Annotated in this window: 11 protein-coding genes; 5 read left to right on the top strand and 6 right to left on the bottom strand. The window is 61.6% G+C overall.

Going from position 1 to position 13,375, the window contains the following annotated elements; all coding sequences use genetic code 11:
* Positions 1-6: 6 nt before the first annotated feature.
* Genes HWX91_RS40235 through HWX91_RS40225 form a run of 3 tightly spaced genes read left to right on the top strand, consistent with a single transcriptional unit; the run spans position 7 to position 2,265 of the window.
* On the top strand, positions 7-789 hold the full coding sequence (locus tag HWX91_RS40235; RefSeq protein ID WP_028200386.1) for an amino acid ABC transporter substrate-binding protein: 783 nt from the start codon (positions 7-9) through the stop codon (positions 787-789).
* Positions 790-811: 22 nt separating this feature from the next.
* Positions 812-1,489 carry an amino acid ABC transporter permease gene (locus HWX91_RS40230; protein ID WP_028200385.1) on the top strand — a complete coding sequence of 226 codons (678 nt, stop codon included), beginning with the start codon at positions 812-814 and terminating at the stop codon, positions 1,487-1,489.
* A complete protein-coding gene (locus HWX91_RS40225; RefSeq protein WP_028200384.1) occupies positions 1,489-2,265 on the top strand; it encodes an amino acid ABC transporter ATP-binding protein in 777 nt (258 codons plus the stop codon). The genes HWX91_RS40230 and HWX91_RS40225 overlap by 1 nt, the downstream gene beginning before the upstream one ends.
* A 395-nt stretch (positions 2,266-2,660) precedes the next feature.
* Here HWX91_RS40225 and leuA read toward each other — a convergent pair whose 3' ends face one another.
* From leuA to HWX91_RS40210, 3 genes are all read right to left on the bottom strand, one after another.
* On the bottom strand, positions 2,661-4,379 hold the full coding sequence (gene leuA / locus HWX91_RS40220) for a 2-isopropylmalate synthase (protein WP_028200383.1): 1,719 nt from the start codon (positions 4,377-4,379) through the stop codon (positions 2,661-2,663).
* Between the two features lie 323 nt (positions 4,380-4,702).
* Complete coding sequence (locus HWX91_RS40215) at positions 4,703-5,572, bottom strand: class I SAM-dependent methyltransferase (protein WP_028200382.1); 870 nt, start codon at positions 5,570-5,572, stop codon at positions 4,703-4,705.
* 127 nt (positions 5,573-5,699) lie between these two features.
* Positions 5,700-6,353, bottom strand: a complete 654-nt coding sequence (locus tag HWX91_RS40210) for a cadmium resistance transporter (RefSeq protein WP_028200381.1) — start codon at positions 6,351-6,353, stop codon at positions 5,700-5,702.
* A gap of 297 nt (positions 6,354-6,650) precedes the next feature.
* On the opposite strand from HWX91_RS40210, the gene HWX91_RS40205 reads away from it, so the two are divergent.
* Positions 6,651-7,202, top strand: a complete 552-nt coding sequence (locus HWX91_RS40205; protein WP_028200380.1) for a hypothetical protein — start codon at positions 6,651-6,653, stop codon at positions 7,200-7,202.
* A gap of 215 nt (positions 7,203-7,417) precedes the next feature.
* Here the strand turns inward: HWX91_RS40205 and HWX91_RS40200 are convergent, their stop codons facing one another.
* The 3 genes from HWX91_RS40200 to HWX91_RS40190 form a co-directional block, all read right to left on the bottom strand.
* Positions 7,418-9,283 (bottom strand): glycosyl transferase family 1, encoded by a 1,866-nt coding sequence (locus HWX91_RS40200; protein WP_042277333.1) that lies wholly within the window; start codon positions 9,281-9,283, stop codon positions 7,418-7,420.
* 150 nt (positions 9,284-9,433) lie between these two features.
* Positions 9,434-10,726, bottom strand: a complete 1,293-nt coding sequence (locus HWX91_RS40195) for a DUF3443 domain-containing protein (RefSeq protein WP_028200378.1) — start codon at positions 10,724-10,726, stop codon at positions 9,434-9,436.
* A 60-nt stretch (positions 10,727-10,786) separates the two neighbouring features.
* The gene (locus HWX91_RS40190; protein ID WP_028200377.1) at positions 10,787-11,251 is read right to left on the bottom strand and encodes a DUF2844 domain-containing protein; all 465 of its coding nucleotides are present in this window, start codon (positions 11,249-11,251) and stop codon (positions 10,787-10,789) included.
* A gap of 476 nt (positions 11,252-11,727) precedes the next feature.
* On the opposite strand from HWX91_RS40190, the gene bamC reads away from it, so the two are divergent.
* On the top strand, positions 11,728-12,960 hold the full coding sequence (bamC, locus tag HWX91_RS40185) for an outer membrane protein assembly factor BamC (protein ID WP_028200376.1): 1,233 nt from the start codon (positions 11,728-11,730) through the stop codon (positions 12,958-12,960).
* Positions 12,961-13,375 lie beyond the last annotated feature (415 nt).

Raw genomic sequence — 13,375 nt, 5'->3', positions numbered from 1 at the left:
CACCTGATGAAGTCGATTCGTTCCATTCTGCTGATCGCACTGCTGCAAGCGGTAGCCCTGAGCCCGGCATTCGCTGCTGACGAGCTCGCGCAGATCAAGTCCGCGGGCGTGTTCAAGATCGGCACCGAAGGCACTTACGCGCCGTTCACGTACCACGATGAATCCGGCAAGCTCACGGGTTTCGACGTCGAGATCGGCACGGCGATCGCACAACGCCTGGGCGTCAAGCCGCAATTCGTCGAAGGCAAGTGGGACGGCCTGATCGCCGGCCTCGACGTGAACCGCTACGATGCGGTGATCAACGAGGTTGCGATCACCGACGCGCGCAAAGCCAAATACGATTTCTCGGACCCGTACATCACTTCGCACGCGGCGCTGATCGTGCGTTCGGACAACACCACGATCAAGACGTTTGACGATCTGAAGGGCAAGAAGTCGGCGAATACGTTGACCAGCAACTTCGGCAAGATCGCGGCCGCGCACGGCGCGGATGTGATTCCCGTGCAGGGCTTCAACGAATCGATCGACCTGTTGACGTCGGGCCGCGTCGACGCGACCGTCAACGATTCGCTGTCGTTCCTCGACTTCAAGAAGCACAAGCCGGACGCGAAGGTGAAGATCGCCGCGCTCGATACGTCGGCGGACAGCAGCGACAAGTCCGCGGTGCTGATCCGCAAGGGCAGTCCTGATTTGCAGGCGGCGATCAATAAGGCGCTTGCCGATATGAGGAAAGACGGCACGTACCTGAAGATCTCGGAGAAGTACTTCGGTAAAGACGTTTCCCAATAAGCGCTACCCGCGAGTCTGAATCATGCCGGCATGGTTGCATCTGATGGCGCAGTCGCTGTGGCCCCTGCTGTATGCGGGGCTGGTCTTTACCGTGCCGCTCACGCTGGCATCGTTTGCGATTGGAATCGTCCTCGCGTTCACCGTCGCGTTAGTCAGGTTATTTGGACCGCGCTGGGCGATAGCGTGCGTGCGCTTTTACGTGTGGCTGTTCCGAGGCTCGCCGTTACTGGTGCAACTGTTCGTGATTTTCTACGGACTGCCGAACGTGGGCATTGTGCTTGACCCATTGACGGCGGCGATCATCGGTTTCTCGCTGAATGTCGGCGCGTATAACTCGGAGGTCATTCGCGGCGTGATCGAGTCGATTCCGAAGGGGCAGTGGGAAGCGGCATATTCGATGGGGATGACGCGGGAGCAGGCGCTGCGCCGGGCGATCCTGCCGCAGGCGGCGCGGGTTGCGTTGCCGCCGTTGTCGAACTCGTTCATTGCGTTGGTGAAGGACACTTCGCTTGCCGCGGTGCTGACTGTGCCCGAGGTGTTTCAGGCGGCGCAGCGGATTGCCTCGGTAACGTATGAGCCGTTGATTCTGTACACCGAAGCGGCACTGGTGTATCTCGTGTTCAGTTCGGTGTTGTCGTCGGCGCAAGTGCGGCTCGAGCGGAAGTTCGGCCGACACGCACTTTTTCAGGCGAGCAACTGATGATTCGACTGGAGAACATCGACAAGTACTTCGGCGAGAACCGCGTACTGAGTTCAGTGAACCTGCAACTTGAGCCGGGCAATGTGACTGCGCTGATCGGGCCGTCCGGCAGCGGCAAGAGTACGTTGTTGCGCTGCGTGAATCTACTGGAGATTCCGGAGTCCGGATCACTTGAGCTGGGCGACCAGCGCCTTGAATTCAGCCGGGACCACAAGCCATCGCGGGAGACGGTGCTAACGATTCGCCGCCGCACTGGCATGGTGTTCCAGAATTTCCAATTGTTTCCGCATCTGACGGTCCGGCAGAACGTGATGGAGGGTTTGCTGACCGTACTGAAGTGGGACGAGCAGAGGGCGCGCTTACGGGCGGACGAATTGCTCGAGAAAGTTGGCATTGCGCAAAAGGCGGACGCATGGCCTTCGACGCTGTCCGGTGGGCAGCAACAGCGGGTCGCCATTGCACGCGCGCTGGCACCCTCACCGGAGGTATTGTTGTGCGACGAGCCGACATCGGCGCTCGACCCTGGCCTCGCAGCGGAGGTGGTGGATGTTCTGAAGCAACTGGCCACAGAAGGCATGACGATGTTGATGGCGACGCATGACCTGCGGCTTGCCGCGACGATTGCGCGAGACGTGGTGTTTCTGAGCAATGGTGTGGTGGTAGAAGCGGGTCCGTCGAGGGACATATTCATGCGGCCGGGCGAACGGGAGACGGAGCGTTTTGTGTCGACGCTGACGCACAGCTTGCCGGACGAATGGACAGCGCAGGGAGGCTGACGGGGGGGCAAAACCAGAACGAGAACGCCCGAATCAGCCACCGGTAAAAAATAAGCGGGGCGCCGAAGCGCCCCAAAAAATACGACAGCACGAAACCGGCAACGACCGGTTTGCTGGCAGACCTTTCCGGCGAGCGCGCAGTGCGAGTCGGGAGGTATGACTGCTTTGTCACTGAGGTGGAATGTGCGAGGAGACAGATTCCAGATGCACCACTACCGCGGCTGTGCGGGGGACCCGCTTATGAGCTAGCGGTGTAAAGCCGCTTTCTTTTGCCTACTTTTCTTTGCGGTAGGCAAAGAAAAGTAGGTGCCGCCCCGCACAGGGGCAACACTAATAGACCACGAACAAAGCAAGGAAAGGCCAAAGGCTAAACACCAAAGGCCAGAACCGATAAATCAAACCACCACCCGCTCCACATCATCCCTCAACGCAACATCAAAAAACCGCCCTTGTGCCTCAGCACCAGCCCTCACATAAGCCCGATTAACCCCACTAATCACAGCCCGAATCGAAGCCGTCACAAGGTTGGCATCGATGCCAACTCCAAAAGCACTCCCAACCACATCAGCCCCCGCCATCTCTGCGACAGCCACAGCACGAGCATCGGCACCCTGAGTCAAAGCCCGCTCCTCATAGTGCTGAATCCGCACAGGCACACCAATCGCGTGCATCAACGCATCAAGCGGCCCATTCCCTTCGCCATTCAGCACGCGCCGCGAGCCATTGATCTCGACGGTGAGCTTGATATGCTCCCGCCCATCGTGCTCAGACAGACTATGCCCAACATAGTGAATCGGCGCAGAACTACGCACATACTCCTGCTGGAACAATTCCCAGATCTGCGAGGGTGTAACTTCCTGACCGCTATCATCGGTAAACCGCTGCACAGCAGAGCTAAAATCGACCTGCAAGCGCCGCGGCAGCACCACCCCATAGCTCTGCTCGAGCAAGTAGGCAATCCCGCCCTTACCGGACTGACTATTCACGCGAATCACCGAATCATAGGTGCGACCGAGATCGCTCGGATCGATCGGCATATACGGCACTTCCCACATCGCATCCGCTTTCTGCACAGCAAAACCCTTCTTGATCGCATCCTGATGCGAACCGGAGAACGCGGTGAACACGAGATCGCCGACATACGGATGACGCGGATGCACCGGCAACTGCGTGCATTCCTCGGCGGTACGCGCGACTTCATTGATATTCGAAAAGTCGAGTTCAGGATCGATGCCCTGCGTGTAGAGATTCAACGCCAGCGTCACGAGATCGACATTGCCGGTGCGCTCGCCGTTGCCGAACAAACAGCCTTCGATCCGATCCGCTCCAGCCATCACAGCCAGCTCCGCGGCAGCCACCGCGGTACCCCGATCGTTATGCGGATGCACCGAAACGATCAACGAATCGCGACGCGCAAGATTGCGGTGCATCCATTCGATCTGGTCGGCGTAGACATTCGGCGTCGCCATTTCCACGGTAGCGGGCAGGTTGACGATCGCTTTGTGGTCGGGCGTCGGCTGCCAGATATCGAACACCGCGTCGCACACTTCCTTGGCGAATTCGAGTTCGGTGCCGCTGAACACTTCCGGACTGTATTGCAGCGTGAAGTGGGTTTCCGGCGCGGCATCGGCGAGACGCTTCATGGTGCGCGCCGCATTCTGTGCGAGTTCTTTCACGCCGCTCTTGTCGAGGCCGAATACGATACGGCGGAATTCGGGCGCGGTGGCGTTGTACAGATGGACGATGGCGCGCGGTACACCGCGCAAGGATTCGAAGGTGCGTTCGATCAGGTCGTCGCGGGCTTGCGTCAATACTTCGATCGTAACGTCGTCGGGGATATGACCGCCTTCGATCAACTCGCGGACGAAATTGAAGTCGGTTTGCGACGCAGACGGAAACGCGACTTCGATTTGCTTGAAGCCGATCTGCACCAGCGTCTTGAACATGCGCATCTTGCGTTGCGCGTTCATCGGCTCGAACAGCGCCTGATTGCCGTCACGCAGATCGGTACTCATCCAGATCGGCGCACGCGTAATGCTGCGCGACGGCCACTGGCGGTCCGTCAAGTTGATGGGCTTGAACGAGCGATATTTGGTAGCAGGGTTTTTCAACATTTTCATCATCCTTGGGATCGATCAACCTGGGTGTCGACCGGACGACGAACAGACAAAAGCATGGCCGCCGGTCGGAAACCGGGGCTGGGTCAGTTACTGGGGAATTGAGCGGTGCTTCGGGTGTTTCAGATGGAAGCGCGCAGCAGCAGACCTAGCCCGGTAGAGCGGGCTAGTAGTAGCGATAGGGTGGTCTGGGCGCGGTACATAGTGGGCAATAAGAACATACTATTGAGATCGCGTCAAGCGGAGCGCGCCTAGGCGTGGGCCGGCCGGAGGGGCTTATGGAGCCGGGGCCGCTCTGAAACCCGAGCGCGGCAAGCCCGTCACCTGGGCTTCACGAAACGCAAGGTCATGCGGTCCGATTCGCCGATCGCTGCATATTTCGCCCGGTCGACGTCATGGCCTTTATACGTGGGCGGCAGCGACCATACGCCATTCGGATAATTTTTCGTGTCGCGCGGATTGCTGTTCACCTCGCTTTGGGCGGCCAGTTCGAACCCTGCCGCGCGGGCGTGCTCGATGACATAGGCTTCGGTCACATAGCCGCTGTCGATGGTCTGTTGCAGGGAGGTGCCCGGCGCCGCGCGATGTTCTTCGACACCGAGAATGCCGCCCGGTTTAAGTGCCGTGTAGAAGGCGCGCAGGTTCGCGTCGATCTCGCCGTCCTTGATCCAGTTGTGGATATTGCGGAACGTCAGCACCTCGTCGACGCTGCCATTGGCCGGAAAACCACTGAACTGGCCGGCGCGCAGCGTGCCGACCACCACATTGCCGTAGATGGCGGGCGCGTTCGCCAACTTTTGGGCGAAAAAGGCCCGGCCGGCCTGTTCTTCGGCCGCCGATGCGGCGTCCGGGCTGTCGTATTGGGCTTCGTACAGTTTGCCGTGGTCGTGCAAATAGGGCGCGAGTATTTCCGTGTACCAGCCTCCGCCCGGCGCGATCTCCAGTACGGTTTGCGACGACGCCACTTCGAAGAATTGCAGCGTTTCTTTCGGATGGCGGTAGATATCGCGCGCACGGTTCCTGTCGCTGCGCTGTGGCCCGGAGATTGCCGCATCGAGCGCGGCGGAATCGGCCGCCGTGGAAGAGTTCGACGTGGCCGGGGCGGCGCAGGCGGCCAGCAATAGCGCTGCGCTCAGGGTTGCGAGTGTGGCGCGCAGTGTGCGAGCCTGGGGCGTGGGGTAGAGGTTCATGGGCTCATTATCGGGTGCGATCCGCCCGGAAAGAAATCGCCAATCGGCATAACGATATGCGCTGACGCTATTTGCCGCGACCGCATCGCCCGCCCCACGCCTGTTCCACACCCGCCCCACGCCCGGTTCAGATTCCGAACACAATCCGCAACGTATCGTTTTCCACGATCACAGAGACGCCGATCATCAGCAGGATCAGCGGCAGCAATGCGGTACCGTAGCGCCGGATCGGCGCGCCCAGCAGTGGATGCTCCACCAGCCAGACCGCGCCCGCGCACCAGATGCCGATCATGACGACGAAGATCAGCGAGATGAACATGCCCTCGCTATGCGAATGACTTGCGTACAACGGCACATAGACGGCGACATTGTCAGAGCCGTTGGCGAGCGCGACGCAAGCCACGGTCCACCATGACGAGCCGGCGCCGGACGAAGCTGCCTTGGTCGAAGTAGTCGGTCTGGCCGGTGCATTCGTGCGCGCGACGGTGCGCGCCTCGATCTCGCGATCCGCGTTGCCGGGCCGAAAGCGCGTCCAGGCTTTGCTCACTCCCACGCCGATCGGCAAGATGCCGAGCAGGCCGACGTAGCCGGTGGGTAACCGTTCCAGCAGCGCGGCAAACAGCATCGCCCCCGCAATCAGGGCGAGCGAACCGGCGAACTGGCCGGTGATCACGCGTCGCCGCTGGCCGCCTGCTTCCGCAAGGAAAGCGAGCAGCACGAAAAGGTTGTCGATATTGGTGGCGGCATAGGCCGCCACCGAGAGCAGGGCAAGGCTGAGCATGCGGGAAAGGGAAGCGGGTCAATCACGGTGGAAAAACGGATCTGCACCCGCGAAGCAGCTTCAGCCGGAGAAACAGCGAAAACAACAGCGCGCCGCGGGCACGGGGCCGGTCAACACGATGCCGATGCCGGGCGTTGTGGTCAAGCCGTCTCTTTGTCCGGCGCGATGTGTGCGTCTTGGGCTCGATGCGTCTGCGTACTGTGCCGTGTCGCGCCTGAGCCGTTTTCATGGCTGGAGGAATGCCGGCCCGTCAGCCCGTAAGCTACAATTGCCGACGGCTTGAAAAACGGAACATCAATGAAGATTCGGATTATCTCTATCGCTTGCATGACGACCGCTGCCGCTTTGCTGGCGGCCTGCACGGCCGTCTACAAGAACTCGGATGCATGCGAGCAGTTGATGCGAAGCAAGCTGGCTGAATCGTCGCCGGATACACTCAAGGTCAGCCACAAGGGCGTCGGCATCGATGGTTCGCGGGTGGTTGTCGAAGGATCGATCGAGCATGTGGTGACGGCCTCCGAGGTTGCGGCTTCGGCGGCCGCTTCCGCCGCACAGGCGGCGAAGGCGCCGCGTCCGGCCTCCGGTGCGCACGGGGCGTCCGCCGTTTCGGTGGTTTCCGCGGCCTCAGGCGCTGTGGCTGCGTCGAGCGCGATGGCTGGCGTGGCTTCGGACGCTATGGCCGCTTCGAGCGCCGTCGTGACCTCGGTGAAGCCGGTGAAGCCGAAAAAGACCACCACGGCCGCGGCCGCCGAATGCACGTTCCACGGCTCGACACTGGCCTTGTTCAGCTGGTTGGCGCCGGCAAAGCTGGCCTCGCCGCCTGATCCGGCCAGCGAAGCCACCGAGTAACAAGGCAATTGCGGTCCGGCCGGTCCGGGTACTTCATGCTGTGCACAACGCGTAAGGTCCGATTCCGATTCCGCTGGCGCCGGACGAGTGTCGATGCGTCCCTCAGGCCATCCTCTGGGCCAACCCTCAAGCTCCGGCCAACCGTCAAGCCCCCCGCCAACCCTCAAGCCCCCGGCCAACCGTCAAGCCCCCGGCCAACCGTCAAGCCGCCCCATTCATGAGGCGGCTTTCGTTTTGTCCAGCAGTTTCAGCACACTTTCGCCGAATGCCTGCGGCCGCCCTTCAAAGCAGCGCTGTACGGCGTGTGTATCGATCAGGCGCTGCCGCAATGCAGTGCGCTCGTCGTGCTGGTCGATCATGCGCACGGCCGTGGCGATGTAAGCCTCGACGCTGTCCGTGACGGTCCACGACGGCATGCCCACGCGCTCGAACAGCGCGCCGTCGATCTGCTCGAATACCTCGGGCCCGCGTTTGCATACGCCCGGTAAGCCGAGCGTCAAAGCATCGACGATACCGTTGGTGTTGCCGAACGGAAACGGGCTGAGGAACAGGTCGGATTGATTGACGCGCGCCAGATATTCAGCGTAGCCATGAAAGTCATGTACGACGGCACCTGGCACCGCTCGCACGACGACGTTGCGCAGATGATGGAACTGCAGACCTGAGGGCACGCCCGTCATGAAGTGAAACTCGACGGGCGTCACGGCGCGCGTACCGATCTCACGGCACGCGTCGAGAAAGCCGGGATTGAGCTTCATCGCGCTGGCCGTGACAACGACTTGCAGTGTCTCGCGCGACGGCGGAATCCGCGCGACGATGTCCGGCAGCGCGACGGACGGCCGATACGGCTGTCCGTCTTTAGGCAGCTTCATCAACTGTTCGCTGAAGCAGGCAGGGTCGCCGACATAATCCTCTTCGACGCTGATGTAGTCGATCTTGTCGGAGTGCGTGGTGGCCGGATGGCCGAGCGCGGCGATCTGCAATGGCGCAATGCGCAGATTGGACATGAATACCGTCAGCACGAACATGCCGACGCTCGGCATATACAGCACGTCCGGTTGTTCGGCCTCGGCAAAGTCGCGAATCGTCTTCAGGCATTCGCCGATGTATTCCGGCTCCTTCAGTTCGATGAAGCGGTCGAAGATTTTCCGTCCCGCTTCGTCGACAGCGTAATCGAAGCCGAAGCCCACCACCTCGAAATGTTCGCGCGCGGCTTCGAGCGTACGCGAGTGCGTGCGGTAGATCGAATGCGCGCCGGTGAACCACTCGAGCATGACTAGCATCACGGGCTTCCTGCCGCGCCGCGATTTGCCCTTGGCGGGCGTGCGTTTCGGTGCGGGCAGCTTGGGCAGGTCGGTGAGGCCGAGTTGCGCGAGCTTGCGGCGCACCAGCACATTGATGTCCTGTTTGATCGCATGGCGCCGCGGCGTATCGGCATAGCTGCAGAACATATAGGCGTTGTGCAGCACGGCGGAGGGCAGGTCGTCGAGGTCGTCGATTTGCTGCAGTTTGCCCGGCAGCCACTCCAGCAGCGCCTCGCGCTTCAGATGCGCGCTCGGGGTGCCCTTGGAGACCGGCGCCAATAAAACGAGCGCGAGTGAGGCCGCGAGGGTTTTGTCGTAGGCCCAGAGGGCGGCAAAGTCGAGTTCCAGTTCGGACTCGGTCGAATAGAGCACGCATAGCTTCTCAATGAAGCTGTCGCCCGGCAGAAACTGGGCGTTCGCCGGGCCACGAGGATTCAGGTAACGGGCGACGTGGTCCGCATTGCCTGACGCGGTGGCCGAGAACAGCAGGCCAATCCATTCGTGCAGCGTGAGCAGTAATTTAAAGCACGCGGGTGGCAACTGAAAGTCCGGGTCGGCGAACAGCGTTGACACCGCGCTCGTCAGACGCGTGCAGAAACGTTGACGTTGCTCTTCGGGAGACAGGTCGATCAGACCCGAGGCCTGGAAACTTTCATCCAGCTCGCCGCGCGTTTGCTGGAGGCGTGCGAGCAGGGTGACGAGCTGGAGCGAGGCCTGAACATGCTGTTGCGTGTAGACGAGTTGCTCGAAATGGTCGAGTGAAAAAGTGGTTTCCATCGTTTGACTAATATTAGCTATGCAGGACTAACGATATTGAGATGGCGTTAGCCAGAAACGATGATTATTGCAGTCGGGGCGTATCAATTAAGTCGTGGATGATGATTGCGGAATTTTCCGCGCGCGAAAATCCGATTTGATATCAAGCACTCAGAACGCGTAATACGGACCCGGGCCGGCCGAGGTGGCGCGCGACGCGATCGCCGTATAGACCCGCCGTCCAAAAAAGAACGGCAGCCCCCAGCCGAAGCTATTGCTGGCGATTCCAGCCAGATTGTTGAACGCGTTATTCGCGGATGCAAACAGCGCCCTCGAATTGCCGATCGCAAACGACACGGTATGTGACGCGCCATCGGTACCCATGATCGAGGCGCTTGCGGTTTGCGTCGAGCCCGGGCAATACCAGTAGCCGCACTGCGGCAACTGGGTATTGCGCAAGAAGAGTGCGTTCGAGCCGCTGTCGATGTAGCTCAGCGCATACGTCTGTCCGGCGCTGCTGGTCGCTACGTAACCCGTCTGCGGATTGGCCGTGAGCACACTTGCACCGCCGAGCGTGTTGTTCGCCTGGGTGCCGATGCCGAAAATCATCGAACCCGATACGTTGGCCGCGCCCGCGTCGGCGATTGCCGGCAGGTCGATCACCACGCCGTTGTTGTCGAGCGGGAATTGGCTCACTGGATTGGTGACCTGTTGCGCGAGCGCTTGCGTAGTCGCGACGCAGGCGCCACTGCTGTCGCAGCTGTAATACCACCGGGGCAAAGCGGTATTGACGCAGCCGCTGCCGCAGTCGGCCGCAAATAGGCCGACGCCGAGAATACCGTTGGCGCGCAGGCTCGCGACGCTCAGCATCGACGGGCCGGAACCGGCGCAGCCGCTGGGCACCGTGGGCAGCGCGGGGTCGGCGATCAACTGGATCGGAATCGAGGCGGCCAGTTGACCGGCCATGCGCACGTCCGCGCTGCGCACCGAGCCCCACGCATAGCCGCCGCCGAATACCGCGCACTCACCGCTCAAGCCGCCGCCCGAACTCAGCGCTGCGAGCGGGAGGCTGGCCGGCAGTGCGGAGGCGAGGATCCGCAAGCCCTGCGAGCCGGTGTCGACCTGAATATTGTCGATCGTCGCGCAGTTGCTGGTGCCGGGCTGGCAGACGGTGACGCTGGTCGTCAGCATATTGCGCGTCAGACCCGGCGCCGTAGTGACTGCGATCGGCTGAACGTTTGGCGTGTTCGACTGCGGCACGTTCGTGCCCGTGCCGGCATTGGGCGCCGCGGACGGTGCACTGGCGCCTGACGAGGCGCCTGACGGGGCGGCGGCCGGGCTGCTGGCCGGGCTGGCTGCCCCTGCCTGTGACGAGTCGGTACTGCTGCTGCCGCCGCCACCGCCGCAACCGGCGAGCGCCGCGCTGAGGAGCAGCAGGGCGTGGAGATGAGAAGAGGTATTCATGATTTTCCGGCAGTCGAATCGTCGAAGCGTTTTCTTGATTGCGTGCGATGCGGCGCAAACTCAGCGCAAATCGCTGGCGGCGACGCCGGGCGGCAAGGCCGCCGGCAGCCACGCGCGACCCACATAGCCACGCATCGGACCGCCGGATTCCACGATCACGTCGGGGCGCACCACCCGCGACGCGTGCAGATTGCCGTCCGGCGCCAACCCGGCGGCGCCCGTGCGGTAGGAGCCGGCGTACGGCCCCAGCAACGCGCGCAGATCCGGCATGGTCGGGCCTTGCCACGTGTAGGCGATGATCTGGCCAGTACTGGTGGCGTACTCGTTGATGGTGGTATTGCCCGCATCGGTCAGCGTGCGCAGGCGTAAGGCGCCGTTCAGCAAGGTTTGCGGCGCGGCACCGGTCGAGTCCGTCGGGATGGGCATCGTGCCGCCCAATTCGGCGCGCGCGCCTGTGCCGAAACACAGCAGGGCAGCCATCACGGTGCGAATGGCGAAGGCCGGTGAAAAACAGGGAATTCGCATGGCAACCTGCCTCGCTATTGGAGAGCCCGAAACACTGGGACCGTTCAAGTCTTATTGAGATGTCCAATTCAAGATAACACTCAGGTTTCCTGATCGTTATCAGAAGCACGATGCGGCGCGGCGGTTGATCTCAAAAATAGGATGTGAAAAGCGCGAAAAGTGTCTTTTAAAACAAAGGTCTGACAATAAAGTAGGGCACTTCCTACAAGTGCTTGAGAAGTGTTGTGAACTGTTAAATTCGCGCCTGGAGGGGTGGGTCGCCACCGCCCGGTGGGGCGATTTTCGTTAGCCGCAGGCTTGCGCCGCGCAGCGATCCACCGGTATCCGGGCCGTTCGCCGCGAGGTGGGATGTGCCGGCGGCGTGCTGCCTATTTCGTGAGCAAACCCCGGTTTTTGCACATGTCTCGCCGGGATCGGTAAAATGTTGGGTTGATCCACGGAAACTTGCCGTGGCGTAGCGGAAGGATTCCTCGAACATGACTGATCTTCGTCTTACCAAGCGGTTTGCAGTAATGCTGATGGCAGGCGGTCTGGTCGCCGGCTGCGGCACCTCGTCGCCGACCAAAATCGACTACAAAAGCGACTCCAAGTCGAAGCAAGTGTCACTTGCCGTACCGCCGAACATGATCGATGAGACGTCCGATCAGCGTTCGTTGCCCCCGCAAGGCGGCGAAACCTCGCTGTCCACGCTCAAGCAGGTCCAGGCGCAAGCCCCCGCTGCCAACACCCTGACGGTCGTGCCGCCGGTGAAGGGCATGCACATCCAGCGTGACGGCACCGAAAGCTGGCTCGTGATCGACAACAAGGCGCCCGACCAGGCCTGGGCGCAAATCCGCCGTTTCTGGCAGGAACAAGGCTTCCTGCTGGTGGTCGACCAGCGCGACAAAGGCGTGATGGAAACGGACTGGAACGAAACCCACGCGCAGATCAACGACGGCCTGATCCGCAACACGCTGTCCAAGGCAATGGGCAACAGCTATGTGAGTTCCGAGCGCAACAAGTACCGTACGCGTCTCGAAGCAGCGCCGAACGGCGGCACCTATGTGTTCATCAGCCAGAAGGGCATGCGCGAGGCGATCACCGGCACTAACAACGATTCGACCAAGTGGGAAGCCAAGCCGAACGATCCAGGGCTCGAACAGGAATATCTGAAACGGCTGATGGCGGCGCTGGCGCTGGCCGATTCGCGTGCGAAGCCGGCCGATACGCAAAGCGCCGATCTCTCGCCGGCGGGGGCGCAAGCTGCGCCGAACGCGGCTACGGCTGGTGCGAAGTCGGCGGCTGCGGCCAATGCGGCGCAGAACGTCGCGTTGTCGGCACAACAGCCAATGCCGGACGACTCGGGCAACAACACGTCGGCACAGTTCTCGTCCACCGAGCTGACGCTCGGCGAGCCGTATGACCGTGCGTGGCTGCGTGTGGGCCTTGCGCTCGACCGCAGCAACTTCACGGTTGACGATCGCGATGCAAGCCGCGGTTTGTACTTCGTGCGCTACGTCGATCCGAAGGATCTGAGCTCGGCGGAACAGGGCTTCTGGAGCCAGGTGTTCCACGGCAAGAAGGAAAAGGTCGCCAAGCAGTATCTCGTGAACGTCCGCGCGGTAACGCCTGACCAGACCCGCGTGGCCGTGGTCGACAGCAAGGGCGCGATCGATGAAAGTCCGCAGGCCAAGCAGATCATGAGCCTGATGGTCGACCAGTTGCACTGACCGATTCGTAGCAAGCAGCGAACGCTGTCAGAAAACCCGCCCGGTGCGTAGCCCGGGCGGGTTTTTTTATGACCGCGCAGCCTCTTGTCCCGCAAGCCGTTCAGACGCCCTGATGACGCGCACGTGTTTTGCTTCTTGTCTGAAACACCGGTATGAACCGGCGCTCAACGGGGAGATGGCTATGTTCGACGTGATTCCTTACTGGATGTGGGCAGCGAGCCTGCTCATCCTGGCGCTTGTGTGCGGGGCCGCGCTGGCGCCGCGCGAGACGCGGCGGCCAATGGGTCTGCGGGTCAGGCATAGGGCGTCGCATCGCACGAAATGGCCGGCGCCGTGATGGTCGGCCCGCTTCAAACGTATGAAGCGGGCTCGCGCGGCCGCCACTGTGCGGCCGCATGTAACGTGACGTTACCCC

Source organism: Paraburkholderia fungorum (assembly GCF_902833645.1).
GTDB lineage: Bacteria > Pseudomonadota > Gammaproteobacteria > Burkholderiales > Burkholderiaceae > Paraburkholderia > Paraburkholderia fungorum.
This window is presented reverse-complemented; position numbering and strand designations above follow the sequence as displayed.

Bases quoted from the DNA above. Each gene is read 5' to 3' on its own strand.
- HWX91_RS40235 (WP_028200386.1), top strand. From the start codon at position 7: ATGAAGTCGATTCGTTCCATTCTGCTGATCGCACTGCTGCAAGCGGTA.
- HWX91_RS40230 (WP_028200385.1), top strand. From the start codon at position 812: ATGCCGGCATGGTTGCATCTGATGGCGCAGTCGCTGTGGCCCCTGCTG.
- HWX91_RS40225 (WP_028200384.1), top strand. From the start codon at position 1,489: ATGATTCGACTGGAGAACATCGACAAGTACTTCGGCGAGAACCGCGTA.
- leuA (WP_028200383.1), bottom strand. From the start codon at position 4,379: ATGTTGAAAAACCCTGCTACCAAATATCGCTCGTTCAAGCCCATCAAC.
- HWX91_RS40215 (WP_028200382.1), bottom strand. From the start codon at position 5,572: ATGAACCTCTACCCCACGCCCCAGGCTCGCACACTGCGCGCCACACTC.
- HWX91_RS40210 (WP_028200381.1), bottom strand. From the start codon at position 6,353: ATGCTCAGCCTTGCCCTGCTCTCGGTGGCGGCCTATGCCGCCACCAAT.
- HWX91_RS40205 (WP_028200380.1), top strand. From the start codon at position 6,651: ATGAAGATTCGGATTATCTCTATCGCTTGCATGACGACCGCTGCCGCT.
- HWX91_RS40200 (WP_042277333.1), bottom strand. From the start codon at position 9,283: ATGGAAACCACTTTTTCACTCGACCATTTCGAGCAACTCGTCTACACG.
- HWX91_RS40195 (WP_028200378.1), bottom strand. From the start codon at position 10,726: ATGAATACCTCTTCTCATCTCCACGCCCTGCTGCTCCTCAGCGCGGCG.
- HWX91_RS40190 (WP_028200377.1), bottom strand. From the start codon at position 11,251: ATGCGAATTCCCTGTTTTTCACCGGCCTTCGCCATTCGCACCGTGATG.
- bamC (WP_028200376.1), top strand. From the start codon at position 11,728: ATGACTGATCTTCGTCTTACCAAGCGGTTTGCAGTAATGCTGATGGCA.